General features: G+C 73.7%; 25 protein-coding genes. 10 read left to right on the top strand and 15 right to left on the bottom strand.

What is annotated here, in order from left to right; translation table 11 throughout:
• From ACFV9M_RS31160 to ACFV9M_RS31145, 4 genes are all read right to left on the bottom strand, one after another.
• The coding region (locus tag ACFV9M_RS31160) for a PAS domain-containing protein (protein WP_385102590.1) at positions 1 to 1,171 on the bottom strand (1,171 nt) is incomplete at its 3' end.
• A gap of 271 nt (positions 1,172 to 1,442) precedes the next feature.
• Positions 1,443 to 2,669, bottom strand: coding sequence for an ornithine--oxo-acid transaminase (rocD, locus tag ACFV9M_RS31155; protein ID WP_385074651.1), 1,227 nt, complete (start codon positions 2,667 to 2,669; stop codon positions 1,443 to 1,445).
• Positions 2,666 to 3,487: a dimethylargininase gene (gene ddaH, locus ACFV9M_RS31150; protein ID WP_385074653.1), complete on the bottom strand. Its 822-nt coding sequence runs from the start codon at positions 3,485 to 3,487 to the stop codon at positions 2,666 to 2,668. Before ddaH ends, rocD begins: the two co-directional genes overlap by 4 nt.
• 165 nt (positions 3,488 to 3,652) lie before the next feature.
• Positions 3,653 to 4,147 carry an Lrp/AsnC family transcriptional regulator gene (locus tag ACFV9M_RS31145; protein WP_385074656.1) on the bottom strand — a complete coding sequence of 165 codons (495 nt, stop codon included), beginning with the start codon at positions 4,145 to 4,147 and terminating at the stop codon, positions 3,653 to 3,655.
• Positions 4,148 to 4,225: 78 nt separating this feature from the next.
• Between ACFV9M_RS31145 and ACFV9M_RS31140 the strand changes: the two genes are divergently transcribed.
• From ACFV9M_RS31140 to ACFV9M_RS31125, 4 genes are read left to right on the top strand one after another with little or no spacing between them, the layout of a single operon-like run.
• Positions 4,226 to 4,975 (top strand): LytR/AlgR family response regulator transcription factor, encoded by a 750-nt coding sequence (locus ACFV9M_RS31140; protein ID WP_385074659.1) that lies wholly within the window; start codon positions 4,226 to 4,228, stop codon positions 4,973 to 4,975.
• A gap of 1 nt (position 4,976) precedes the next feature.
• Complete coding sequence (locus ACFV9M_RS31135) at positions 4,977 to 5,375, top strand: hypothetical protein (protein ID WP_385074662.1); 399 nt, start codon at positions 4,977 to 4,979, stop codon at positions 5,373 to 5,375.
• Positions 5,372 to 7,087, top strand: coding sequence for a cation acetate symporter (locus tag ACFV9M_RS31130; RefSeq protein WP_385074664.1), 1,716 nt, complete (start codon positions 5,372 to 5,374; stop codon positions 7,085 to 7,087). The genes ACFV9M_RS31135 and ACFV9M_RS31130 overlap by 4 nt, the downstream gene beginning before the upstream one ends.
• Positions 7,084 to 8,289, top strand: coding sequence for a sensor histidine kinase (locus tag ACFV9M_RS31125; RefSeq protein ID WP_385074667.1), 1,206 nt, complete (start codon positions 7,084 to 7,086; stop codon positions 8,287 to 8,289). Before ACFV9M_RS31130 ends, ACFV9M_RS31125 begins: the two co-directional genes overlap by 4 nt.
• Before the next feature lie 120 nt (positions 8,290 to 8,409).
• Here ACFV9M_RS31125 and ACFV9M_RS31120 read toward each other — a convergent pair whose 3' ends face one another.
• The 5 genes from ACFV9M_RS31120 to ACFV9M_RS31100 all read right to left on the bottom strand — a co-directional run bounded on the left by ACFV9M_RS31120 (position 8,410) and on the right by ACFV9M_RS31100 (position 12,949).
• The gene (locus ACFV9M_RS31120) at positions 8,410 to 8,580 is read right to left on the bottom strand and encodes a hypothetical protein (protein WP_385074669.1); all 171 of its coding nucleotides are present in this window, start codon (positions 8,578 to 8,580) and stop codon (positions 8,410 to 8,412) included.
• Positions 8,581 to 8,662: 82 nt separating this feature from the next.
• Entirely contained in the window at positions 8,663 to 9,613 is a 951-nt protein-coding gene (locus tag ACFV9M_RS31115) for a cytochrome c oxidase assembly protein (RefSeq protein WP_385074672.1), read from the bottom strand.
• A gap of 109 nt (positions 9,614 to 9,722) precedes the next feature.
• Positions 9,723 to 10,748: a 6-phosphofructokinase gene (locus ACFV9M_RS31110; protein WP_385074674.1), complete on the bottom strand. Its 1,026-nt coding sequence runs from the start codon at positions 10,746 to 10,748 to the stop codon at positions 9,723 to 9,725.
• A gap of 214 nt (positions 10,749 to 10,962) precedes the next feature.
• On the bottom strand, positions 10,963 to 11,691 hold the full coding sequence (locus ACFV9M_RS31105) for a type 1 glutamine amidotransferase (RefSeq protein WP_385074676.1): 729 nt from the start codon (positions 11,689 to 11,691) through the stop codon (positions 10,963 to 10,965).
• 19 nt (positions 11,692 to 11,710) lie between these two features.
• Complete coding sequence (locus ACFV9M_RS31100; protein WP_385074678.1) at positions 11,711 to 12,949, bottom strand: MurT ligase domain-containing protein; 1,239 nt, start codon at positions 12,947 to 12,949, stop codon at positions 11,711 to 11,713.
• A gap of 159 nt (positions 12,950 to 13,108) precedes the next feature.
• On the opposite strand from ACFV9M_RS31100, the gene def reads away from it, so the two are divergent.
• The gene (def, locus tag ACFV9M_RS31095) at positions 13,109 to 13,663 is read left to right on the top strand and encodes a peptide deformylase (RefSeq protein ID WP_385074681.1); all 555 of its coding nucleotides are present in this window, start codon (positions 13,109 to 13,111) and stop codon (positions 13,661 to 13,663) included.
• A gap of 58 nt (positions 13,664 to 13,721) precedes the next feature.
• On the opposite strand, the gene ACFV9M_RS31090 is transcribed toward def, so the two are convergent.
• Positions 13,722 to 14,363: a TetR family transcriptional regulator gene (locus ACFV9M_RS31090; protein ID WP_385074684.1), complete on the bottom strand. Its 642-nt coding sequence runs from the start codon at positions 14,361 to 14,363 to the stop codon at positions 13,722 to 13,724.
• Between the two features lie 171 nt (positions 14,364 to 14,534).
• Here ACFV9M_RS31090 and ACFV9M_RS31085 point away from each other — a divergent pair, with 171 nt between their 5' ends.
• Complete coding sequence (locus ACFV9M_RS31085) at positions 14,535 to 15,758, top strand: acyl-CoA dehydrogenase family protein (protein ID WP_385074686.1); 1,224 nt, start codon at positions 14,535 to 14,537, stop codon at positions 15,756 to 15,758.
• Positions 15,759 to 15,927: 169 nt separating this feature from the next.
• Here the strand turns inward: ACFV9M_RS31085 and ACFV9M_RS31080 are convergent, their stop codons facing one another.
• The 5 genes from ACFV9M_RS31080 to ACFV9M_RS31060 all read right to left on the bottom strand — a co-directional run bounded on the left by ACFV9M_RS31080 (position 15,928) and on the right by ACFV9M_RS31060 (position 20,809).
• On the bottom strand, positions 15,928 to 16,164 hold the full coding sequence (locus ACFV9M_RS31080) for a DUF6213 family protein (protein ID WP_358794725.1): 237 nt from the start codon (positions 16,162 to 16,164) through the stop codon (positions 15,928 to 15,930).
• A gap of 25 nt (positions 16,165 to 16,189) precedes the next feature.
• Positions 16,190 to 17,575, bottom strand: a complete 1,386-nt coding sequence (locus ACFV9M_RS31075; RefSeq protein WP_385074688.1) for an NADP-dependent succinic semialdehyde dehydrogenase — start codon at positions 17,573 to 17,575, stop codon at positions 16,190 to 16,192.
• Positions 17,576 to 17,646: 71 nt separating this feature from the next.
• Positions 17,647 to 18,111, bottom strand: coding sequence for an NUDIX domain-containing protein (locus tag ACFV9M_RS31070; RefSeq protein ID WP_385074689.1), 465 nt, complete (start codon positions 18,109 to 18,111; stop codon positions 17,647 to 17,649).
• Positions 18,108 to 19,646 carry an ATP-dependent DNA ligase gene (locus ACFV9M_RS31065; RefSeq protein ID WP_385074692.1) on the bottom strand — a complete coding sequence of 513 codons (1,539 nt, stop codon included), beginning with the start codon at positions 19,644 to 19,646 and terminating at the stop codon, positions 18,108 to 18,110. Before ACFV9M_RS31065 ends, ACFV9M_RS31070 begins: the two co-directional genes overlap by 4 nt.
• Before the next feature lie 206 nt (positions 19,647 to 19,852).
• Positions 19,853 to 20,809: an NAD(P)/FAD-dependent oxidoreductase gene (locus tag ACFV9M_RS31060; RefSeq protein ID WP_385074695.1), complete on the bottom strand. Its 957-nt coding sequence runs from the start codon at positions 20,807 to 20,809 to the stop codon at positions 19,853 to 19,855.
• A gap of 78 nt (positions 20,810 to 20,887) precedes the next feature.
• Here ACFV9M_RS31060 and ACFV9M_RS31055 point away from each other — a divergent pair, with 78 nt between their 5' ends.
• From ACFV9M_RS31055 to ACFV9M_RS31040, 4 genes are all read left to right on the top strand, one after another.
• Positions 20,888 to 21,469 carry a helix-turn-helix domain-containing protein gene (locus ACFV9M_RS31055; RefSeq protein ID WP_385074697.1) on the top strand — a complete coding sequence of 194 codons (582 nt, stop codon included), beginning with the start codon at positions 20,888 to 20,890 and terminating at the stop codon, positions 21,467 to 21,469.
• 98 nt (positions 21,470 to 21,567) lie between these two features.
• On the top strand, positions 21,568 to 22,539 hold the full coding sequence (locus tag ACFV9M_RS31050) for an NADPH:quinone oxidoreductase family protein (RefSeq protein ID WP_385074700.1): 972 nt from the start codon (positions 21,568 to 21,570) through the stop codon (positions 22,537 to 22,539).
• Positions 22,536 to 23,717, top strand: coding sequence for an acyl-CoA dehydrogenase family protein (locus ACFV9M_RS31045; protein ID WP_385074702.1), 1,182 nt, complete (start codon positions 22,536 to 22,538; stop codon positions 23,715 to 23,717). The genes ACFV9M_RS31050 and ACFV9M_RS31045 overlap by 4 nt, the downstream gene beginning before the upstream one ends.
• Positions 23,714 to 24,796, top strand: coding sequence for an acyl-CoA dehydrogenase family protein (locus ACFV9M_RS31040; protein ID WP_385074704.1), 1,083 nt, complete (start codon positions 23,714 to 23,716; stop codon positions 24,794 to 24,796). The genes ACFV9M_RS31045 and ACFV9M_RS31040 overlap by 4 nt, the downstream gene beginning before the upstream one ends.
• Positions 24,797 to 24,932 lie beyond the last annotated feature (136 nt).

The following is a 24,932-nucleotide window of genomic DNA, read 5'->3' as shown; positions in this document are numbered from 1 at the left end:
CGGAGCCCGAGCCGGACTCCGTATCGGTGCCGGTGCCGGAGCCCGAGCCGGACTCCGTATCGGTGCCGGTGCCGGAGCCCGAGCCGGACTCCGTATCGGTGCCGGTGCCGGAGCCCGAGCCGGACTCCGTACCGGAGCCGGTGCCGGAGCCCGAGCCCGACTCCGTGCCGGTGCCGGAGCCGGTGAGGTCGTCACCGGCCTCCTCCGCTCCCGACCGCTGCCCGACCCGGTGCAGCACCACGGTCTCGCCCGCCGCCCGCTCCGCGGCGGGCTCCGCACCCCGCAGCACCGGCTCCAGCAGATCCACGGCGACGGAGTCGGCGAAACCGGCCGCCGCCACGTCGGCGAGCTCCTGCCCGGTCCGCGCGATGTCCAGACTGCGGCCGATGCGCCGGCCGGCCCGGTCCAGCAGGGCCAGACGCCGCCGGGCACGGTGGCGGTCGGTGATGTCCACGACCGTGTAATAGACGCCCATCGGCCGCCCGTGCTCGTCGTCGAGGCGGGTGAACGACATCACGTGCGCGGTCTCCCGGTGCGGCGCCGCCCGGACGCGCCCCACGTGCTCGTAGCCGACGACGGTCTCGCCGCTCTCCAGCACGTGCCGCATCTCGGCCTCGACCCCCTCCGCGTCCAGGCCCGGCTGGACGTCCGCGAACCGCAGACCCAGCCGGCGCTCGGGCGGGCCGCCGCCGAACCGGCTCAGGGCCGTGTTCGACCACACGAAGCGCAGGTCGGTGTCGACGATGGCGATACCGATCGGCGAACCGGCCACCAGCTGCTCCAGCACCTGACGGCTCATGCTCCAGCCGGGGGCGTCGCCCCTCTCGTTCAGCAGCATCAGCCAGCGCCCCGGCCCGCCGGGCTCGTCCGCCGAGGTGATCCGGGCCATGACCGCAACCGTCTGCCCGTCCGCGCGGCGGGCCGCCAGCAGCCCCGCCCACCCGCCGTCCCGGCGGCACCGCTCCAGCACGTCCGGCATCCGTTCGGCGTCCCCGTGGGCCAGCAGCCCGGCCAGGTCCTTGCCCACCGCCTCGACGGCCGCGTACCCCAGCAGCCGCTCGGCCTCCCGGGTCCAGCTCGTCACCACACCCCGTGCGTCGAGCAGCAGGGGCGCGGCGTCCGCCACGTCGAACCGCCGGCGGGCAACGTCGTCCTCGTCGTGTGAGCCCACGGTCGACCTCTCTGTCGCTGAGAGTGGTCCGCCACCACTTGCCTCCATCTTCACCCTGCGCATCCACGATGTGCGCGATGCGGGTCCCTCCGACGGAGGCGGCTTCCTCCGGGGGAGGCGGGTCCCAGGGTGGCGGCGGGCGGCCGCCCCGGTGCTGAGCGGGGACGCCCCGCGCCGTCCCGTCCCGCCCCGCGCACCGGAACGGGCACGGCGTGCCGCGACCGCGGGCCCCGCGGCCACCCTCCTCCCGTGCCCCGTCGGGCGTAGCCCCTCAGCCCGCCCGGCGCAACACCCGCTCCAGCGCCCCCAGGGCCGACTCCAGTTCCTCCGCGGTGATCGTCAACGGCGGTGCCAGCCGGATGGTGGAGCCGTGCGTGTCCTTGACCAGGACGCCCTCCGCCAGCAACCGCTCCCCGATCTCCCGCCCGGTGCCCACCGCCGGGTCCACGTCGACCCCCGCCCACAGCCCGCGCGCGCGGAAGCCCACCACACCCTTGCCGACCAGCCCGGTCAGACCGTCCCGCAGGACGACGCCCAGCTCGGCCGCCCGGCGCTGGAACTCGCCCGTCGCCAGCAGCTCCACCACCGCCGTGCCGACCGCGGCCGCCAGCGGATTGCCCCCGAAGGTCGACCCGTGCTCACCCGGACGCAGGACGCCCAGCACCTCGCGCCGCGCGACGACCGCCGACACCGGCACGATGCCGCCGCCCAGCGCCTTGCCGAGCAGCAGCACGTCGGGCACGACGCCCTCGTGCTCCACGGCCAGGGTGCGGCCCGTGCGGCCGAGCCCGGACTGGATCTCGTCGGCGACGAACAGGCACCCGGCCCGGCGGGTCAGCTCACGGACGCCCGCGAGGTAGCCGTCGTCGGGGATGACGACGCCCGCCTCGCCCTGGATCGGCTCGATCAGCACCGCCGCGGTCGTCCCGTCGACCGCCGCCTCCATCGCCGCGAGGTCGTTGTACGGCACGATCCGGAAGCCCGGGGTGAACGGCCCGAAACCGCGCCGCGCCGTCTCGTCCGTCGAGAAGCTCACGATCGTCGTCGTACGGCCGTGGAAGTTGTCCGCCGCCACCACGATCGTGGCCCGGTCGGCCGGGACGCCCTTCACCTCGTACGCCCACTTGCGCGCCACCTTGACGCCGCTCTCGACCGCCTCGGCGCCGGTGTTCATCGGCAGCACCATGTCCAGGCCGGTCAGCTCCGCGAGCCGCTCGGCGAACTCGGCGAGCCGGTCGTTGTGGAAGGCGCGGGAGGTGAGGGTGAGGCGGTCCAGCTGGCGGTGCGCCGCCTCGACCAGCGCCGGATGGCGGTGGCCGAAGTTCAGCGCCGAGTAGCCGGCCAGCATGTCGAGGTACCGGCGGCCCTCGACGTCCTCCACCCAGGCGCCCTCGGCGCGCGCCACCACCACGGGCAGCGGGTGGTAGTTGTGCGCCAGGACGGGCTCCTCGGCCCGGATCAGGTCGGCGGAGGTACGCGTACGGGCGGGTGCGGTCATGAGCGGATCTCCTGGGTGCAGCACTTGATGCCGCCGCCGGCCTTCTGGAACTCCGACAGGTCGACGGGGACGGGGACATAGCCACGATCGGCCAGACGGGCGGCGAGCGCCTCCGCACGCGGGGCGATGAAGACGTTGCGGCCGTCGGAGACGGAGTTGAGCCCGAACGCCAGCGCGTCCTCGCGGGTCGCGAGCACCGCGTCCGGGTACAGCCGCGCCAGCACCTCCCGGCTGCCCGGCGAGAACGCCTCCGGGTAGTACGCGATGTTCTCTCCGGGCCCGCCGTCCAGGACGAACAGCGCCGTGTCGAGGTGGTAGAAGTGCGGGTCCACCAGGGTCAGGCTGATCACCGGGTGGCCGAAGAACTCCTGCGCCTCGCGGTGCGCCTCCCGGGTGGTGCGGAACCCGGTGCCGGCCAGCAGGTACCGCCCCGTCCACACCAGGTCGCCCTCGCCCTCGCAGACGGACTCGGGCCGGTGGACGTCGTAGCCCGCCGCCTTGAACCAGGTGTCGTAGTGCACGGACTCGGGCCGCCGCTGCGGCGCGTGGAAGAGGGAGCCGAAGACGCGGCCGTCCACGACGACCGCCGAGTTCGCGGCGAAGACCATGTCGGGCAGGCCGGGGGCCGGCTCCACGGTGTCCACGGTGTGGCCGTGGGCGCGGTAGGCGCGGATCAGGGCCTGCCACTGATCACGGGCGAGGTCGACGTCGACGGGGGTGTCGGGATGCATCCAGGGGTTGATCGCGTACTGCACGGCGAAATGTCTGGGGTCACAGACCAGGAAGCGCCGAGAGCGCGGCACACGGCTGACGGTCACAGAGGGGTTCCTCCGCTTTTCCTGCGGTGTCACTGCGGTGTCGACGGATGTCGACGTGTGGTTGACACCACGGTAGAAAGCGACAGGACGCCCGACAAGGAATGACTACTGCGTGTTCACGCAGGATCACTGCGCAATCGTCCCGCCCGGCGCACGACCGCTGCGTCACCCGCCGTCATCGGGAGCCACCTGGGTGGCGCCGGCCTCCGGGCTCTCCGGCAGCAGGTGCGACAGCACCATCACACTGATCGTCTTCCGGATGAACGGCTCGACCCGGATGCGCTCCAGCACCTCCTCGAAGTGCTCCACGTCCCGCGCCCGCACGTGCAGCAGGGCGTCCGCCCCGCCGGTCACGGTCATCGCCGCGGTGATCTCCGGATGGTTGCGCACGACCTCCGCGAGCCGCCGCGGCGGCGCCGCGCCCTCGCAGTACACCTCCACGTACGCCTCCGTGCGCCAGCCCAGCGCCGACGGCCTCACCGTCGCCGTGAACCCGGTGATCACCCCGCTGTCCCGCAGCCGGTCCACCCGGCGCTTGACCGCCGTCGCCGACAGCCCGACCGCCGAGCCGATCTCGGCGAAGCTCGTCCTGGCGTTCGCCATCAACGCGGTGAGGATCTTCCGGTCGAGTCCGTCGAACGGCGGCGGTGTGCTGCTCATGTCCGCACTGTATCCAGCGGATACGTCCCTGCCCCGGCACGTGTCCAGCCGTGCGGATCGCCCCTACACTCCACGTTCATGCTGCGCGCCCTCGCCGTCGACGACGAACGCCCCTCGCTGGAGGAGCTGCTGTACCTGCTCGCCGCCGACCCACGGATCGGGAGCGTGGAGGGCGCCGGTGACGCGACCGAGGCACTGCGCCGGATCAACCGCGCCCTGGAGTCCGGCCCCGACGGCCCCGAAGCCGTCGACGTCGTCTTCCTCGACATCCAGATGCCCGGCCTGGACGGCCTCGACCTGGCCCGGCTGCTCACCGGCTTCGCCCGCCCGCCGCTGGTCGTGTTCGTCACCGCCCACGAGGACTTCGCCGTCCAGGCCTTCGACCTCAAGGCCGTCGACTACGTCCTCAAACCGGTCCGCGCGGAACGCCTCGCCGAGGCCGTACGCCGGGCCGCCGAGCTGCGCGGCACGGCCCCCCGCATCCCGGTCCACGAGCCCGACCCCGACCACATACCCGTCGAGCTCGGCGGGGTGACCCGGTTCGTCGCCGTCGACGACATCACCCACGTCGAGGCCCGGGGCGACTACGCCCGGCTGCACACCGACCGCGGCAGCCACCTGGTGCGGATCCCGCTCTCCACCCTGGAGGAGCGCTGGCGTGCCCGCGGCTTCGTCCGCATCCACCGCCGCCACCTCGTCGCCCTGCGCCATGTCGCCGAGCTCCGCCTCGACGCGGGCACCGTGAGTGTCCTGGTCGGCGGCGAGGAGCTCCAGGTCAGCCGCCGGCACGCCCGTGAACTGCGGGACCTGCTGATGAGGAGGCCGTGAGGTGCCCCACCAGGACCCCGCCGAGCGCCGCGTCGTCGTCACCGGCCCGCCCCGGCGCACCCTCCCCCACGCTCGGCTTCGCTCGCGCGGGCGGTACCCCCATGCCTCCGGCCACCACCGCCCGCGCACCGAGATAGACGAGCAGACCACCCTCGGCCACACCTACGTCCGCTCCCTGATGCGCACCCAGCTGCGCGCCGCGCTCACCGCCTTCGCCGTCCTGGTCCTCCTCGTCGGCCCGCTGCCGCTGCTGTTCGCGGCGATGCCCGACGCCCGCCGCCTGGAGTGGGCGGTCCTCGGCTTCGGCCTCTACGCCCCGCTCGTCCTGCTCGCCCGCTGGTACGTCCGCCGCGCCGAACGCAACGAACGCGACCTGGTGCGGCTGGTGGAGGACCGGTGAACTCGGCGTTCGCCGTCCCCGCCGTCGCCCTCGTCGTCGTGGCGACCGTCCTGGTCGGCGCCTTCGGCCTGCGGATCTCCCGCACGACCTCCGACTTCTACGTCGCCTCCCGCACCGTGGGCCCCCGCCTCAACGCGGCCGCCATCAGCGGCGAGTACCTGTCCGCCGCGTCCTTCCTGGGCATCGCCGGCCTGGTCCTCGTCCAGGGCCCGGACATGCTCTGGTACCCGGTCGGCTACACCGCCGGATACCTGGTGCTGCTGCTGTTCGTCGCCGCCCCGCTGCGCCGCTCCGGCGCCTACACCCTCCCCGACTTCGCCGAGGCCCGCCTCGCCTCCCAGGCGGTACGGCGGCTCGCGGGCGCCTTCGTCGTGGGCGTCGGCTGGCTCTACCTGCTGCCGCAGCTCCAGGGCGCCGGGCTGACGCTGACCGTCCTCACCGGGGCCCCCGACACCCTGGGCGGTCTGATCGTGGCCGTCGTCGTCACCGCGACCGTCGCCGCGGGCGGCATGCGCAGCATCACCTTCGTCCAGGCCTTCCAGTACTGGCTCAAGCTGACCGCGCTCCTCGTCCCGGCCCTCTTCCTGGTCCTCGCCTGGCAGGGCGACGGCGCACCCCGGCACGTCTTCGAGGAACCGCCCGCCTTCCGCGACCAGCGGTCCGTCCGGGTCGACGACCGCCTCGACCTCAGGCTGGAGCGGCCCCTGACCGTGACCGTGGACGGCACCGTCGACGGCCGCCGCCACCACGGCGCCGAACTCCGCCTCCCGGCCGGCACCCACCGCATCGAGGAGGGCACCCGTCTCACCTTCCCGCGGGGCACCGCCGTCCCCACCGCCGACCGCGGCGGCAACGGCGGCATGTCCACCTCCCTCGCCGCCGGCCGTGAGGACCGCCCCCTGTACGCCACGTACGGGCTGATCCTCGCGACCTTCCTCGGCACCATGGGCCTGCCCCACGTCGTCGTCCGCTTCTACACCAGCCCGCACGGCGTCGCCGCCCGCCGCACCACCGTCGCCGTCCTCGCCCTCATCGGCGGCTTCTACCTGCTCCCGCCCCTCTACGGCGCGCTGGGCCGCATCTACGCCCCCGAACTCGCCCTCACCGGTGACGCCGACGCCGCCGTGCTGCTGCTGCCGGACCGGGTGATCGGCGGCCTCGGCGGCGACCTGCTCGGCGCGCTGGTCGCCGGGGGCGCCTTCGCCGCGTTCCTGTCCACCGCGTCGGGGCTGACCATGGCCGTGGCGGGCGTGCTCACCCAGGACGTGCTGCCCTCGCGCGGCGTGCGCCACTTCCGGCTCGGCACCGGCCTCGCCATGGCCGTCCCACTGGGGGCGAGCCTGCTGGTGGGCGGGCTGCCGGTGGCGGACGCGGTGGGGCTGGCCTTCGCGGTCTCCGCGTCCTCGTTCTGTCCGCTGCTCGTCCTCGGCATCTGGTGGCGGCGGCTCACCCCGCCCGGCGCGGCCTGCGGGATGCTGGTGGGCGGCGGTTCGGCGTTCGCCGCGGTCGCCGCGACCATGGCCGGCCTCCCCGTGACGGGAACCCCGCACGCCCTGCTCGCCTGGCCCGCCCTGTGGTCCGTCCCGCTGGGCTTCCTCACCATGGTCCTGGTGTCCCTGGCCACCGCGGGCCGGGTCCCGCCCGGCACGGCGGCGGTCCTGGCCCGCTTCCACCTCCCCGAGGAGCTGCGGGCGGCGGAGGTGAAGGCGTGAGCGGCTTCCTGGCGGGCCTGTGCATCGCGATCCTGCCGTTCCTCGCCGCCGGGTTCTGGCTCGGCCGGCGCACCGCCCGCCCCGAGACCCTGGGCGGCCTCGGCACCCCTGTCGAGCACGCCACCTTCCAGACCCTGCACACCGCCTCGCTCGCCGCACCCCCGCTGCGGGCCGGCCTGACGGAGGAGACGGCCCGCAAGTCCGCCCGCCGACTGCGCGTACTCCTCGGCACGGACGCCCTCTGCCTGGCCGACCGCCGGCAGGTGCTGGTCTGGGACGGCGTGGGCGCCCACCACCGCGCCGAGATCACGGCCCGGCTGGCCGGCCCGCTCGACACCGGCCGCGGCGAGGCCTTCCCGCTGGCCTGCGACACCCCCGACTGCCCCGTCCGCTGGGCCGTCGTCGCCCCGCTCACCGTCGACGACCGGGTGCACGGCGCCCTCGTCGCCTGCGCGCCCCGCGAGTCCGCGGTCCTCGTCCGGGCCGCCGGGGAGGTCGCCCGCTGGGTCAGCGTCCAGCTGGAGCTGGCCGACCTCGACCGGTCCCGCACCCGCCTCATCGAGGCCGAGCTCAAGGCCCTGCGCGCCCAGATCTCACCGCACTTCGTGTTCAACTCGCTCGCGGTGATCGCGTCGTTCGTCCGCACCGACCCCGAGCACGCCCGGGAGCTGCTGCTGGAGTTCGCCGACTTCACCCGCTACTCGTTCCGGCGGCACGGCGACTTCACCACCCTCGCCGACGAGCTCCACGCCATCGACCACTACCTGGCGCTGGTCCGCGCCCGCTTCGGCGACCGCCTCTCCGTCACCCTCCAGATCGCCCCGGAGGTCCTCCCGGTCGCCCTGCCGTTCCTGTGCCTCCAGCCCCTGGTGGAGAACGCCGTCAAGCACGGCCTGGAGGGCAAGACCGACAAATGCCACATCCAGATCACCGCCCAGGACGCCGGCGCCGAGGCGCTCGTCGTGATCGAGGACGACGGCGCCGGCATGGACCCGGACCTGCTGCGCCGCATCCTGGCGGGCGAGGTGAGCCCGTCCGGCGGGATCGGCCTGTCCAACGTCGACGACCGGCTCCGCCAGGTGTACGGCGACGACCACGGCCTGGTCATCGAGACCGCGCCCGGGGCCGGGATGAAGATCACCGCCCGGCTGCCGAAGTACCGGCCGGGGGTCCACCCGGCGGCCCGCCCCGGGCCCGGCTGAACGCCGCCCGGCCCGGCTGAACGCCGCCTGGTCCGGCTGAACACCGTCCGGACCGGCTGAACACCGTCCGGACCCGTCCGGACCCGAACGGCCCTGCCCCCGACCCGCCCCGGGCCGGTCTCAGGGGGTGCGGGTCACCACCAGCGCGAGCGTGATCAGCCCGAGCACGACCCAGCCGAACCACAGCCAGCCGTTGCTGCCGAGAGCCACCGTGTAGGCGGTCACCACCACGAGCCCCCCGAGGGTGATCACCCCCATGGTCTTCGTGGAGCCGTCCGTGGTACCGGGCATCGCGACACCCTCCTCCGGCGCGCCCTCCGCAGGGCGCGTCCCCCTCCATGGTGCCCTGGTTCCGCCGTTCGTGGCAGGCCCGTCAGTCCTGGCGTGCGCTCAGCGAGGCCAGATAGGCGTTGTACGCCTCGAGCTCCTTGTCGCCGTCCCGGTCGGCGGCCCGGTCCTTGCGCTTGGCCTGCCGCTGCTCCGACCCGTACCACTGGAAGAGCAGGGCGATGAGGACCAGCACGGACGGGATCTCGCTGAACGCCCAGGCGATGCCGCCGGCCGCGTTCTGGTCGGAGAGGGCATCGATGCCGAGGGAGGCCGGCGGGTTCTCGAACGACGTGACCATCGGCGTCGACGCCATCATCAGCGCGATGCCGAAGAACGCGTGGAACGGCATGCCGGCGAACAGCTCCAGCATCCGCATCAGGTGTCCCGGCCGGTTGGGCCCCGGGTCCACGCCCATGATCGGCCAGAAGAACACCACGCCGACCGCGAGGAAGTGCACCATCATCGCGATGTGCCCCGCCCTGGAGCCCATCAGGAAGTCGAAGAGCGGCGTGAAGTACAGCGCGTACAGGCTCGCGATGAACAGCGGGATCGTGAAGGCGAAGTGCGTGATCACCCGCAGGTACCGGCTGTGCAGCAGCATCAGCAGCAGCTCACGCGGCCCCTTGCGCCCCCGGCCCGCCGTCGGCAGCGCGCGCAGCGCCAGGGTGACGGGCGCGCCGAGCAGGATCAGGATCGGCGACAGCATGCTGATCACCATGTGCTGCACCATGTGCACGCTGAACATGACCATGCCGTAGTCGTTCAGCCGGGTGCACGTCACCAGCGCCACGGTCAGCACGCCCACGACGTACGCCACCGTCCGCGACACCGGCCACGCGTCCCCGCGCCGGCGCAACCGGGCGACCCCCCACACGTACAGGCCGAGCCCCAGCAGGCAGGCGACGAGGAAGAAGGGGTCCGCCGACCACTGAAGACCCCGCCCCAGCGTGAACGGCGGCAGATCCATGGTCATGCCGTGCCCGCTGTGATCCATGTTCGGCGGCTCCTGATTCGTGGGGGGATGTACGTTTCCGGCCGCCCTCAAGAGTAGAGAGGCCCCCGGCGACCTCGGTCACCGGGGGCCGGAGGATCTCGCCGGACGGCTACAGCACCGTCTCCGCCTCGGCGTACCGCTCCTCCGGAACGGTCTTGAGCGTCTCGACCGCCTCCGCCAGCGACACCATCACGATGTCCGTGCCGCGCAGCGCCGTCATCATCCCGAACTCACCCCGGTGCACCGCCTCCACGGCGTGCCACCCGAAGCGGGTGGCCAGCACCCGGTCGTACGCGGTGGGCGTACCGCCCCGCTGCACATGCCCGAGGATCACGGGACGGGCCTCCTTGCCGAGCCGGGACTCCAGCTCGAGGGAGAGCTGCCGCGCGATGCCGGCGAACCGCTCGTGCCCGTAGATGTCCTTGCCGCCCTCGTCGAAGGCCATGGTCCCGGGCTTCGGCTTGGCGCCCTCCGCCGCGACGACGATCGCGAACCGCTTGCCCGCGTCGAACCGCTCGCCCACCCGCGCGGCGAGCTCCTCGATGTCGAACGGCCGCTCGGGCACGACGATGGCGTGGGCGCCGGCCGCCATGCCCGAGTGCAGCGCTATCCAGCCGGTGTGGCGGCCCATGACCTCCACGACGAGGACCCGCTGGTGGGACTCGGCGGTGGTCTTCAGCCGGTCGAGGGCCTCCGTCGCCACGCCCACGGCCGTGTCGAAGCCGAAGGTGACGTCGGTGACCGCGATGTCGTTGTCGATGGTCTTCGGCACGCCCACCACGGGCAGGCCGCTGTCCGACATCAGACGGGCCGCCTTGAGCGTGCCCTCGCCGCCGATCGGGATGATGGCGTCGAGGCCGAGTTCCGCGACGTGGCCGCGGGCCCGCTCCACGCCGTCCCGCAGGTGCGAGGGCTGGACGCGGGAGGAGCCGAGGATCGTGCCGCCGCGGGCGAGGATGCCGCCCACCGCGTCGAGGTCGAGCTTGAGGTAGTCGCACTCCAGGAGGCCCTTCCAGCCGTCCCGGAAACCGATGACCTCGTCGCCGTGGTCGGCGACGGCACGGTGCACGACGGACCGGATGACGGCGTTCAGGCCGGGGCAGTCGCCGCCGGACGTGAGGACACCAATGCGCATAGCCCGATACAACCTTCTTCGCGGGGGCCGGGTCCGGACCGCGTCGTCCGGCTCGATCCCCGCCACCCTAGCGGCAGAAGGGGGCGGGGCCGAAGAACGCGTCCGCCTGCTGGACGGACCTGCTCACCTGTGCGGATGCGCGGTCAGACGGGCTGCTGACGGTGGACCGACCATCAGGTGAACAGCTGGTCGGACGAGCCGCCGCGGCACGCGGTCACGCGGGCTGCTGCGCCGCCGTGATGCGCTCGTTGCGCAGCGCCTCGTACCAGTGGTCGTCGGTCGGCGGGAGCGCGTTCACGTCGAGCGCCAGCTTCAGCAGCAGGTCCGCGATGAGCGGGTTGCGGGCGAGTACCGGGCCGTGCATGTACGTGCCGAACACGGTGTCGTTGTAGGCGCCCTCGGTGCCGTCGCCGGTGCCGTTGCCCTTGCCGAGCTGGACCCGGGCGAGGGGGCGGGCGGTCGGGCCGAGGTGGGTGACGCCCTGGTGGTTCTCGAAACCGGTCAGCGGCGGCAGGCCCAGACGCGGGTCGATGTCGGCGAGGACGTCGCCGACGCACCGCTCGCCCTGGCCGCGCACCGTGGTGACGTCGAGCAGGCCGAGGCCCGGCTCGCGCTGCCCGAGGTCGTTGACGAACTCGTGACCCAGGATCTGGTAGCCGGCGCAGACCGCGAACACGATCGCGCCGTTGTTCACCGCCTGGTACAGGTGCCCGTCGCGGCGCAGCCGCTCCGCCGCGAGCCGCTGCGGCCGGTCCTCGCCGCCGCCGATGAGGTAGATGTCGCCGGAGGTCGGGATCGGCTGGTCGCTGCGGACGTCGAGACGCGCCACGTCGAGGCCGCGCTGCCGCGCCCGGCGCTCCACGACCAGGACGTTGCCCTGGTCGCCGTAGGTGCTGAGCAGGTCCGGGTAGACCCAGACGACCCGCAGTTGGTTGTCGCTCATCACGTGATGGTTCCTCGTCTCAGTTGCCGACGCGGCGGCGCAGGTCCTGGAAGGCGGTGTAGTTCGCGATGACCTCGATACGGCCCGGCGGGGCCGCCTGCACCGCCTGGTCGACGCTGTCGCACACCTGGAAGTGCTGGCCCGCGACCTCCAGGCGCACCGCGAGGTCCAGCTTGCGGTCGCCGATGACGAAGATCGGGTGGCCGGTCAGACGGGTGTAGTCCACGTCCCACAGCCAGGAGGTGTCGGTGCCGTCGGCGCCGCGCGCGTTCACCGACAGGATGACCGGGGTGGGCGGCGGATCGATCAGGCTGAACGTCTCGAGCCAGCCGGCCGGGTTCTTCGCCAGCAGCAGCCGCAGGTCGCGCTCCATGAACTGGACGACGTCGTAGCGTCCGGCGACGGCCTGCACCTGGTACATGCGCTCCAGCGCCACCTGCGGCGGCACGCCGAAGACGGCGGCCACGGCTGCCGAGGAGGCGGCGTTGGCCTTGTTGGCGCGGCCCGGCAGCTGGAGGTGGATCGGCCAGGCGGAGCCGTGCGGGTCGAGGACGTGGTCGCCGGAGAGCACCCAGCTCGGCGTCGGCCGGCGGAAGCCGCACTCGCCGCAGAACCAGTCGTCTCCCGGGCGCTGCATCACACCGCCGCAGGAGGGGCAGGACCAGGCGTCGTCCTTCCACATCTGCCCGGCGGCGACCCAGACGACGTTGGGGGAGGAGGACGCGGCCCACACCACCAGCGGGTCGTCGGCGTTCGCCACGACGACGGCCTTGGAACCGGCCAGCCCCTCGCGCCAGTTCTCGGCGAGCATCCGGGTCTCGGCGGCGCGGTCGAGCTGGTCGCGGGAGAGGTTGAGCAGCGCGATGCACTTGGGCGCGGTGTCCCGGGCCACGCCCGCGAGGTACTTCTCGTCGACCTCGATCACGCCGAACTTGGAGTCCGAGCCGCCCGCCAGCGCCGAGGTGATGCCCGCGGGCATGTTGGCGCCGAGCGCGTTGGACACGACCGGGCCCGCGGCCCGCAGCGCCTCCGCGATCAGCCGGGTGGTGGTGGTCTTGCCGTTGGTCGCCGAGACCAGGACGACGTCCAGGTTCTGTGCGAGCCGGGCGAGGAGGTCGGGGTCGAGTTTCAGCGCCACCCGGCCGCCGATCACCGAACCGCTGCCGCGCCCCGCGGCGCGCGATGCCGCCGCGACCGCCTTGCCCGCGGTCACGGCCAGCTTGGCCCGCGGCGTGAGCGGGTCCGAGTTGCCTGCCATCAGTTCTCGATCCTCCTTGCGTACGCGCCGCGCCTGAAGCCTGACGGCAACGTGGTGGGTGGTCAGCCTATCGAGATCCATTCGCACTCCCGAATCCCGGCACCCGGCCGACCCCGCGCGCGGCATGCCCGTGTCAGAAAGGACCGTACCCTTGCCGCCATGCGACACGGCTCCATCCCGGGCGCCCATGGGCGGGTCCGGCCCCTCACTCTCCTCGGCGACCCCGTCCTGCGGGACCCCTGCCACGAGGTCACCGGCTTCGGCCCGGAGCTCGCCCGTCTCGTGGAGGACATGTTCGCCACGATGTACGCGGCCCAGGGCGTCGGCCTCGCCGCGAACCAGGTGGGGGAGTCCCTGCGGGTGTTCGTCTACGACTGCCCCGACGACGAGGACGTCCGCCATCTGGGCCATGTGGTGAACCCGCGCCTGGTGGAGGCCGACGGGGTCGTGGTGCGCGGCCCGGAGGGCTGTCTGTCCCTGCCGGGCCTGGAGGCGGGGACGGAGCGGTACGACCACGCGGTGGTCGAGGGGGTGACGGTGACGGGGGAGCCGGTCAGGGTCCACGGCACGGGCTTCTTCGCCCGGTGCCTCCAGCACGAGTGCGATCACCTGGAGGGCCGCGTCTACGCGGACCAGCTGACCGGCCGGCGCCGGCGCAGACTGATGCGGCAGGCGGCGCGGGCCTCCTGGCACAGGGGCGGCGGACCGGCTTAGGTCCGGGTTGGCCAGGCCCTGTCGTCGCCTTCCCGTCCGCCCCGCGGCGCGGGCGCCGTCAGAACCCCGGGCCTCCGATCCGGTCCCCGGCGGCCGCGAGCCGCCCCCACAGCAGGTCCGCCAGGCTCCGCACCAGCTCGGCCCGGGAGCAGGGCCGCTCGCCCAGCCACCAGTCGCCGGCCGCGTGCATCATCCCGACGATGCCGTGCCCCCACACCCGGGCGAGCTGCTGGCTCCCGGGGCCGAGGTCCAGCCGGTCCTCGATGACCTGGGCCAGCTCCTCGCCCATCCGCCGCAGCAGCGGGGCCGAGTGCTTGCCGACGTCGAACCCCTGGTCGCCGGGCGAGCCCTCCGCCGGGTGCATCAGGAACCGGTACACCTGGGGGCGGGCCTCGATCGCCGCGAGGTAGGTGTCCAGCGTGGCCTCGACCCGCTCCCGCCGCTCGGCCGGGGCGTCCAGCGCCGCCCGCAGGGAGTCCAGCAGCGCGTCCGTGTGCCGGGTGGCGAGGGCGGCGTACAGGCCGCCCTTGTCCCCGAAGTGCCGGTACAGGATCGGCTTGGTGATGCCGGCCTCGGCGGCGATGGCGTTCATCGAGGCCTGGGGGCCGTCCCGGAGCACCACTCTGTCCGCGGCCTCCAGCAGCTCGCGCCGTCGGCGGTCGGCGGACCGCTGCTGCTCGGTCCGCTGCGTGGTGTCCATGTGCTCTCCCCACCCGTGCTGATTCGGTGACGCCTGCGCAAACTAACACCTGGCAACAGCCTGACATCGAACGGGCCTGCCCAGGTGTCATCAGGAGTTGACTTTTCCTACCGACGGGTAACAGACTTTGGTTACCGCTAGTAACAAGCACTGCCCGCCGCTGGAGGGGACATGGCCGAGTTCACCATGGAGCTCAACGACGAACAGAAGGAGGTACGGGACTGGCTGCACGGCTTCGCCGCCGACGTCATCCGGCCCGCGGCCGCCGAATGGGACGAGCGTGAGGAGACTCCCTGGCCGGTCATCCAGGAGGCCGCGAAGGTCGGCATCTACTCCCTCGACTTCTACGCCCAGCAGTACTTCGACCCGACCGGCCTCGGCATCCCGATGGCCATGGAGGAACTCTTCTGGGGCGACGCCGGCATCGCCCTGTCCATCGTGGGCACCGGCCTCGCCGCCGTGGGCGTCCTCGCCAACGGCACCGAGGAGCAGATCGGCACCTGGATCCCCCAGATGTACGGCGACGCCGGCGACGTCAAGGTCGCCGCCTTCTGCTCCTCCGAGCCCGACGCCGGCTCCGACGTCGCCTCGCTGCGCACCCGGGCCGTCTACGACGAGGCCAAGGACGAGTGGGTGATCAACGGCACCAAGACGTGGGCGACCAACGGCGGCATCGCCAACGTCCACGTGGTCGTCGCGGTCGTCGACCCCGAGCTCGGCTCCAAGGGCCACGCGTCCTTCATCGTCCCGCCGGGCACGCCCGGCCTCTCCCAGGGCCAGAAGTTCAAGAAGCACGGCATCCGCGCCTCGCACACCGCCGAGGTCGTCCTCGACCAGGTGCGCGTCCCCGGCTCCTGCCTGCTCGGCGGCAAGGACAAGCTGGACGAGCGCCTCGCGCGGGCCCGTGAGCGGGCCAAGTCCGGTGAGCGGGTGAAGAACGCGGCGATGGCCACGTTCGAGGCCTCGCGGCCGGCGGTCGGCGCGATGGCCGTCGGTACGGCCCGCGCCGCGTACGAGGTCGCCCTCGACTACGCCATGACCCGCGAGCAGTTCGGCCGCCCGATCATCGACAACCAGGGGGTCGCCTTCCAGCTCGCCGACATGCGGACCTCCATCGACGCGGCCCGGCTCCTCGTCTGGCGCGCCTCCTGGATGGCCATCAACGGCAAGCCGTTCACCGCGGCCGAGGGGTCGATGTCCAAGCTGTTCGCGAGCGAGACGGCCAAGAAGGTGACGGCCCAGGCCGTCCAGATCCTCGGCGGCAACGGCTACACCCGGGAGTACCCGGTGGAGCGCATGCACCGCGACAGCGCGATCTACACGATCTTCGAGGGGACGAGCGAGATCCAGCGGCTCGTCATCGCCCGGACGCTGTCCGGGATGCCGATCCGGTAGCGCCCCGCGGGGAGCTGCGCGACGCGGTCCGCGGGTGCGTCGTGGCTGGTCGCGCAGTTCCCCGCGCCCCTGGGTGCGCTCAGGGGCGCGGGGCCCTGCCGACGTGCGGCTCCGCCGCGTGGGCGCGACGCGCCGCGACGCGCCCGCACCCGGCGACACGCCGCACCCCCTACGGAGTGCTCCCGCTGCTGTGCGCGATGCACGCCACATCGATGCGATCCGCCAGCTTCGCCAGCTCGATGGTCAGCGCGGCGACGGTGTCCTCGTCCAGCCCCTCCGCGCCCGCCTCGACGAGATGCAGCCACCGGCCGCCCAGCGTCCGCAGCAGCTTGCTCACGTCGGCCGCGGACACCTGGAGGGTCCCGCGGTCGTCGACGATCAGCGGCAGAGTCACTTCGCGGTTCACACCCGGGATCGTAGCCGCGCGACGGTCACGCACCGTGCCAAACCGTGGTGATGTTGCAGAACTCGCGGATTCCGTGCCCGGACAGCTCACGCCCGTAGCCCGACCGCTTGACCCCGCCGAACGGGAACGCCGGGTGGGACGCCGTCATGCCGTTGACGTACACCCCGCCCGCCTCCAGATCCCGGACGAAACGGTCGACCTCGGCCTCGTCGCGCGTCCAGACGTTGGAGCTCAGGCCGAACGGGCTGTCGTTGGCGATGAGGACCGCCTCGTCCAGGTCGGCGGCCCGGTACAGCGTCGCGACCGGCCCGAACGCCTCCTCGCGGTGGATCCGCATCTCACGGGTGACGCCGGCCAGCACGGTCGGCGGGTAGTACCAGCCGGGCCCCTCCGGACGTTCCCCGCCGCACAGCACGCGGGCGCCGCCGCGCCGCGCGTCGTCCACCAGCTCCTCCAGGTCGGCGCGCCCCCGCTCGCTCGCCAGCGGGCCGACCTCGGTGTCCTCCTCCAGCGGGTCCCCGACCCTCAGCGCCCTCATCCCTTCGGTGAAGCGCTCGGCGAAGCGGTCGTACACGTCCGTGTGGACGACGAACCGCTTGGCGGCGATGCACGACTGCCCGTTGTTCTGCACCCGTGCCGTCACCGCGACCTCGGCGGCCCGGTCGACGTCCGCGGACGGCATCACGACGAACGGGTCGCTGCCGCCCAGCTCCAGCACCGTCTTCTTGACCATCTCGCCGGCGGTGGAGGCGACCGCGCGTCCGGCCGGCTCGCTGCCGGTCAGGGTGGCGGCCTTGACCCGCTCGTCGCGCAGGATCTCGTCGACCGCGCCGGAGCCGATCAGCAGGGTCTGGAAGCAGCCCTCCGTGAAGCCCGCCCGGTGGAACAGGTCCTCCAGGTAGAGGGCGGTCTGCGGGACGTTCGAGGCGTGCTTGAGCAGACCGACGTTGCCGGCCATCAGCGCGGGCGCGGCGAAGCGGACCACCTGCCACAGCGGGAAGTTCCACGGCATCACCGCGAGGACCGGGCCCAGCGGCCGGTAGCGGACCAGGGCGCGGGAGGCGCCGGAGTCCCTCACGTCGGCCTCGGCCGGCTCCTCGTCGGCGAGCAGCGCCTGCGCGTGCCCGGCGTACCAGCGCATCGCCTTCGCGCACTTCGCGGCCTCGGCCCGCGCCTGCTTGACCGGCTTGCCCATCTCGGTGGTCATCACCCGGGCGATCTCCGGCGCGTCCTCGTCGAGGAGGCCGGCGGCCCGCTCCATCAGCCGGGCCCGCTCGGCCAACGCCGACGTGCGGTACGTGCGGAACGTGGCCTGCGCGAGCTGGAGCCGGCGTTCGAGCTCCTCCTCGTCCATGGCCTCGTACGTCTTGAGCGTCTCGCCGTTCGCCGGGTTCACCGTCGCGATGGGCATGACCGACCTCCTGGAAACCGACTGTGCTTCGACCTTCGCGCGGCGCGCCGGGCCCCGCAACGCGTGCGCTCTCAGCCCGAGTGCTCCGCCAGCCGGTCCAGAAACGCGGACTGGGCCCTGACGATCACCTCGCGCGCCCGGTCCAGGCCGTACCAGGCCACCCGGTCCAGCTCGGGGAACTCCCGCGTCCGCCCGGACCGCGGCGGCCACTCCATGACGAACGTGCCGGGCTCGACCGACGCCGGATCGAGGTCCGCCTCGACCGCCCAGGCCGTGACGGTCTTGCCGTTCGTCTGCCGGACCTCACCGAGCTCGACCGCCTCCCCGTCGGGCGGCGCGACGCCCAGTTCCTCCCGGAACTCGCGGCGGGCGGCCTCCCAGGCGGGCTCGTCGGGCTCGTACTCGCCCTTGGGCACGGTCCACGCCCCGGCCTCCCGGCGCGCCCAGAACGGGCCGCCCATGTGCCCCAGCAGCACCTCCACGCCGGTGTCGGTGCGCCGGAACAGCAGCAGGCCCGCGCTGCGCCGCGCCGTCACGGACGCACCTCGGGGTGCGCGGCGAGCACGGTCTCGACGCTGTCGGCCTCCTCGGGCCGCTTGTCCTCGCGGTAGCGCAACACGCGGGCGAAGCGCAGGGTGACGCCGGCCGGGTAGCGGGTGGAGCGCTGGAGACCGTCGTAGGCGATCTCCACGACGAGGGCGGGGCGTACGGTCAGCCCCCAGCCGTGCTCCTGGACGGCCAGCTCCCTCAGGTGCCCGGTCTGCCAGGTGAGCATCGCGTCGGTCATGCCCTTGAAGGTCTTGCCGAGCATGGCGAAGCTGCCGTCGGCGGTGCGGGCGCCGAGATGCAGGTTGGAGAGCTTGCCGGTACGCCGTCCGTGGCCCCACTCGGCGGCCAGGACCACCAGGTCCAGGGTGTGCACGGGCTTGACCTTCAGCCAGGACGCGCCGCGCCGGCCGGCGCTGTAGGGCGCGTCGAGGGCCTTGACGACGACGCCCTCGTGGCCGCGTCGCAGGGTCTCCGCGAGGAACTCCTCGGCCGCCGCCGTGTCCCGCGGGCCGGACACGACCGTGCGCCGCACCCGCATCGGCTCGGGCACCAGCCGGGCCAGCTCCGCGTGGCGTTCGGTGAACGGCAGGTCGAGCAGGTCCCGGCCGTCCACGGACAGCGCGTCGAAGAAGACGGGGGAGACGGGGACCTCCCGGGCGGCCGTCTCCACGTCCACCCGGGAGCCGACCCGGCCCGCGGTCTCCTGGAAGGAGCGCGGCCGGCCGGCGCCGTCGAGGGCGATGACCTCGCCGTCCAGGATGAACCGCTCCCCGCGCAGCTCGCGTGCCGCCGCGGTCAGTTCGGGCAGGCGGTCGGTGATGTCGTCGAGGGTGCGGGTGTGGACCCGCACGCTGTCGCCGTCGCGGTGGACCTGGACGCGGATGCCGTCCAGCTTCTCCTCGACCGCGCAGGCGCCGAGCTTCCCGACCGCCTCGGTCACCGAGGACGCCGAGTGCGCCAGCATCGGCAGCACCGGGCGGCCCACCGTCAGCCGGAACCGCTCCAGGGCCGCCGGACCGTCCGTGAGCAGCGCCCGCGCCACCGTCTGGAGCGAGCCCGCCAGCATCACGGCCCGCCGCACCTGGGGCGGGGGCGCCCCGGTGGCCTGCGCCAGTCCCTCCACCGCGACCGCGTCCAGCGCGCCCTGCCGGACCTCGCCGGTGAGCAGCCCGAGCAGGAAGCGCTGCTCGGGCTCGGTGGCCGCGCCCATCAGCTCCCCGACCAGCCGGACCCGTTCCGCCTGCGAGCCGGGTCCCGCCACCGTGCCGAGCTCGCCGAGCCGGGCGTCCACCTCGCGCACGGTCAGGGTCGGTTCGACGGCGGGGGCGACCGGCCGGCCCAGCACCTTCCAGCCGACGCCGAGCCTGCCCTGGGGAAGCCGTCCGGCCAGATAGGGGATGACGATCGGCACGTCCTCGGCCTCCGCGTCCCGGAAGAGCTCGGCGAGCAGAGCGATCTTGCGGGAGCGCGCCGAGGCGGCGGCGACCTCCCGGGACACATCGGCGAGCCGGGTCAGCAGCATGCAGCCATGGTGCACCGGCCGCGTCCCCGCTACACCCGCGGCGCCGGGGCGGGCACGGTGGGGACGGGGCTCGCGGCGCCGGGGCGGGCACGCGGCTGGGGACGGCACCCGTGGCGCTGGGGTGGGCATGGTGGGGACGGCACCCGCGGCGCCGGGTGGCCGCGTTGCCGCTGCGGGTGCAATGCCGGGGCGGGTGCGGCCGCGGGCTACACCCGCAGCGCCGCCGCGGCCCGGTCGAGGTCCGCCATCAGCAGCTCCCCGTTGACGGCGGCGCCGGCCCGGTAGCCGCGGCTCGCCGCGTTCACCACCTGTTCGGCGAAGCCGGAGGCGTTGCCCGCCGCCCACAGGCCCGGCACGCTGGTCAGGCCCCGGGCGTCGACCACCGGGTAGGTGCCGAAGGGCGTCTCGGTCATCTCGGCGCCCAGCCGTCGCAGCAGGCCGGTCCGCGGGACGGCCCGGGGCGCGACGAACAGGGTCTCCCGCGCGTGGACGCCGCCGTCGGTGAGCCGGACGCCCGTCAGCCGGTCGTCCTCCACCACCAGCCCGGCCACCTCGCCCGGCACCACCCGCACGCCGGCCGCGGCCAGCCGGCGCAGGTCCTCGCCGGACAGCTCCCGCTCGGCGACCGTGTGCAGGAAGAACGTCACGTCCTTCGACCACTGGGTCACCATCAGCGCCTGGTGGACGCTCAGCGGGCTCGTCGCGAGTACCCCGAAGGCCTGGTCTCGCACCTCCCAGCCGTGGCAGTACGGGCAGTGCAGCACGTCCCTGCCGAAGCGGGCGGCGACGCCCTCGACCGGGGGCAGCTCGTCCCTCAGGCCGGTGGCGACGACGAGCGCCCGTGCGCGCACGGTCCGCCCGCCTCCGGAGGGGGTATCCCCGGCGAGCCGAACGGCGAAGTCCTCGCCCCGCTCGGCGTCCACCGCCCGGTCCCGGACCAGTTCCACCCCGTACCGGGCGATCTCCGCACGGCCGGTGGCCAGGAACTCGGCGGGCGGCATCCCGTCCCGGGACAGGTAGCCCTGCATGTGGGCGGCGGGCGCGTTGCGCGGCTCGCCCGCGTCCACGACCAGCGTCCGGCGCCGGGCCCGGCCCAGGACGAGGGCGGCGGACAGACCCGCCGCGCCACCGCCGATCACGATCACTTCGTATTCCTCGGTCATGAGTGACCACCTCCACGGGCACCGTCATCCGTTCACTGCCGTGTTGACAAACTCATTTGCCGAAACTGCAATGGACTCATGAGTGACGACGGTGTGGACGAGGTGCTCGCGGAGGTCGGCCCGCGGCTGCGGCGGATCCGCAAGGAGCGGGGCGCGACGCTGGGCGGACTGTCCGAGGCGACCGGCATCTCGGTGAGCACGCTCTCCCGGCTGGAGTCGGGCCTGCGCAAGCCCAGCCTGGAACTGCTGCTGCCGATCGCCCGGGCCCACGAGGTGGCACTGGACGAACTCGTGGGTGCGCCGTCGGTGCGTGACCCCCGGGTGAAGTCCCAGCCGATCGTGCGGCACGGGCGCACGTACTGGCCGCTGACCCGCCAGCCCGGCGGCCTCCAGGCCTTCAAGGTGCTGGTCCCGCCGCGCACGGACGAGCCGGAGCCGCGCACCCACGAGGGGTACGAGTGGCTGTACGTGCTGTCCGGGCGGTTGCGGCTGGTCCTCGGCGATCACGACCTCGTGCTGGCCGCGGGGGAGGCCGTCGAGTTCGACACCCGGGTGCCGCACTGGTTCGGGTCGACGGGGGAGGGGCCGACGGAGTTCCTGAGCCTGTTCGGACCGCAGGGGGAGCGCATGCACGTGCGGGCGCGCCCCAAGCGGTCGTGAGGAGCGTCACAGGTTCCCCCATGGCAAGCGACCGCTTAGTATGCACCTCGACCCGGTCGGAGAGCCGGTCGGACGCAGCAGTCCCCTGGAGGCCCCGCATGCAGGCATGGCAGGTGCACGAGAACGGCGAGCCGAGCGAGGTGATGCGGCTCCGGCAGGTCGAGCGGCCCACCCCCGGCGACGGCCAGGTCCTGCTCAGGGTGCGCGCCGCGAACGTCAACTTCCCGGACGCGCTGCTGTGCCGGGGCCACTACCAGGTGCGGCCGCCGCTGCCGTTCACCCCCGGCGTGGAGATCTGCGGCGAGACCGAGGACGGCCGCCGGGTGCTCGCCACCCCCGCGCTGCCGCACGGCGGATTCGCCGAGTACGCCGTCGCGGACGCCGCCGCCGTCCTGCCCGCCCCCGACGCGCTGGACGACGCCGAGGCCGCCGCGCTGCACATCGGCTACCAGACGGGCTGGTTCGCCCTGCACCGCCGGGCCGGCCTCGAAGCGGGCGAGACGCTGCTCGTCCACGCCGCCGCCGGAGGCGTCGGCAGCGCCGCCGTCCAGCTCGGCAAGGCGGCCGGCGCCACCGTGATCGGCGTCGTCGGCGGCGCCGACAAGGCGGCCGTCGCCCGGGAGCTGGGCTGCGATGTGGTGATCGACCGGCGGAGCGAGGACGTCGTCACGGCCGTGAAGGAGGCCACCGGCGGGCACGGCGCCGACGTGGTCTACGACCCGGTGGGAGGCGAGGCCTACACCCAGTCGGCCAAGACCGTCGCCTTCGAGGGCCGGATCGTCGTCGTGGGCTTCGCGAGCGGCACCATCCCGAACCCCGCGCTGAACCACGCCCTGATCAAGAACTACTCGATCCTCGGCCTGCACTGGGGCCTGTACAACACCCGGAACCCCAAGCTGGTCCAGCACTGCCACGAGCAGCTCACCGACCTGGCCGCCCGCGGCGCCATCAAGCCCCTGGTCAGCGAGCGGGTGCCGCTGGAGGACGCCGCCGCCGCCGTCCAGCGGGTCGCCGACGGCGTCACCACCGGCCGGGTCGCCGTCGTCCCGCGGAACGGAGCCGCCGCATGACCGACGCAACCGAACTCGAGCGCCGTACCCGGGAGTTCCTGGCCGCGCACCCCCCGGCCGGCACCGACCGCCTCGCCTTCCTGCGGGCCCGCTTCGACGCCGGGCTGGCGTGGGTGCACTTCCCGGAGGGCCTCGGCGGACTCGGCGCCCCGCGGTCCCTCCAGGCCGTGGTGGACACCGCGCTGGAGGCCGCGGGCGCCCCCGACAACGACCCCCGGCGCATCGGCATCGGCCTGGGGATGGCCGCGCCCACGATCCTCGCCTACGGCACCGAGGAGCAGAAGCGGCGGTTCCTGCGGCCCCTGTGGACCGGCGAGGAGGTGTGGTGCCAGCTGTTCAGCGAGCCCGGCGCCGGATCCGACCTGGCCGCGCTCGGCACCCGCGCCGTGCGGGAGGGCGACACGTGGGTGGTCGACGGGCAGAAGGTGTGGACGTCCAGCGCCCACCTCGCCCGCTGGGCCATCCTCATCGCCCGCACCGACCCGCACGTGCCCAAGCACCGGGGCATCACGTACTTCGTCTGCGACCTGACCGACCCCGGCGTCGAGGTCCGGCCGCTGCGCCAGATCACCGGCGAGGCCGAGTTCAACGAGGTCTTCCTCACCGGCGTCCGCATCCCCGACTCCCACCGCCTCGGCGAGGTGGGCGACGGCTGGCGGGTCGCGCAGACCACGCTGAACAACGAACGCGTCGCCATCGGTGGCATGCGGCTGCCCCGCGAGGGCGGCATGATCGGCCCGGTCTCCAGGACCTGGCGCGAACGCCCCGGCCTGCGCACGCACGACCTGCACCAGCGGCTGCTGACCCTGTGGGTGGAGGCCGAGGTCGCCCGTCTCACCGGCGAGCGGCTGCGCCAGCAGCTCGCCGCCGGCCAGCCCGGCCCCGAGGGCGCCGGCATGAAGCTCGCCTTCGCCCGCCTCAACCAGGAGATCAGCGGCCTGGAGGTCGAACTCCTCGGCGAGGAGGGCCTGCTGTACGACGACTGGACCATGCGCCGCCCGGACCACGTCGACTTCACCGGACGCGAGGCCGGCTACCGCTACCTGCGTTCCAAGGGCAACAGCATCGAGGGCGGGACCAGCGAGGTGCTGCTGAACATCGTCGCCGAGCGCGTCCTGGGCCTGCCCGCCGAGCCGCGCACCGACAAGGACGTCGCCTGGAAGGACCTGGCCCGATGAGCACACAGCCCGACCTGCTGTACTCGGAGGAGGAAGAGGCCCTCCGGGCCGCCGTCCGGGGCCTGCTCGCCGACCACTGCGACGCGGCGGGCGTGATCGCCCGGACCGAGTCGGACGCCCCGCACGACGTGGCGCTGTGGAAGGCGCTCGCCGGGGGGATGGGCCTCGCGGGCCTGCTCGTCCCCGAAGAGCTGGACGGCCAAGGCGCCACCCACCGCGAGGTCGCCGTCGTCCTGGAGGAGCTCGGGCGCGCGGTGGCTCCCGTGCCGTATCTGACGAGCGCCGTCGTCGCCACCGAGGCGCTGCTGGAGTGCGGCGCCGACGACCTGCTCACCGAGCTGGCGTCCGCCACGGCGATCGGGGCCCTCGCGGTCGGGCTGCACACCGCCCCCGGCGCCGGCTTCCCGACCGTACGGCTCGAAGGCGGCCGTCTGCACGGTGAGCTGACCGGCATCGCGGACGCGGCGGTCGCCGACGTGCTGCTCGTGCCCGCGGACGACGGCGGGCTCTACGCGGTCGCCGCCTCCGCGGCCACGATCACCGCGCGGACGGCCCTGGACCTGACCCGGCCGGTGGCCACCGTCACCCTCGCCGGGGCGTCCGGCCGCCGCCTCGGCGACGCCGCACCCGCCGTCCGGCGCGCCCTGCGGGCCGCCGCCGGGCTGCTCGCCTCCGAGCAACTCGGCGTCGCCGAATGGGCGTTGACGCAGACCGTGCGCTACCTGAAGGAGCGCAAGCAGTTCAACCGGCCCGTCGGCGGCTTCCAGGCGCTCAAGCACCGGCTCGCCCGGCTGTGGCTGGAGACCGTCGGCCTCCGGGCCGCCGCCCGGGCCGCGGCCGACGCGCTGACCACCGGCGAGGACACCGACGTGGCCGTCGCCGTCGCCCAGGCCTACGCGGCACCCGTCGCCGTCCGCGCCGCCGAGGAGGCACTGCAACTGCACGGCGGTATCGGCATGACGTGGGAGCACCCCGTCCACCTCTACCTGAAGCGGGCCAAGGCCGACGCGATCGCCTACGGCACGGCCGGCGCCCACCGGGAGGCCCTGGCCGAACTGGTCGACCTCCGCGCCCCCTGACGGCCGGCGGCCGGCGCACCGGGAAGGCCCGCCCCACCTGGGGCGGGCCTTTCGCCGTGCCCGGTGAACGGCCGACGGCGGTCCGGCCAACTCCTGTCGTGTACAGACCCGTTGAGGGGTCCGGCGCGTGATACTC

The sequence above is a fragment of the Streptomyces sp. NPDC059895 genome, from assembly GCF_042731035.1.
Taxonomy (GTDB): Bacteria; Actinomycetota; Actinomycetes; order Streptomycetales; family Streptomycetaceae; genus Streptomyces.
Note: the sequence above shows the minus strand (reverse complement) of the source record. Positions and strands in the feature narration are given on the sequence as shown.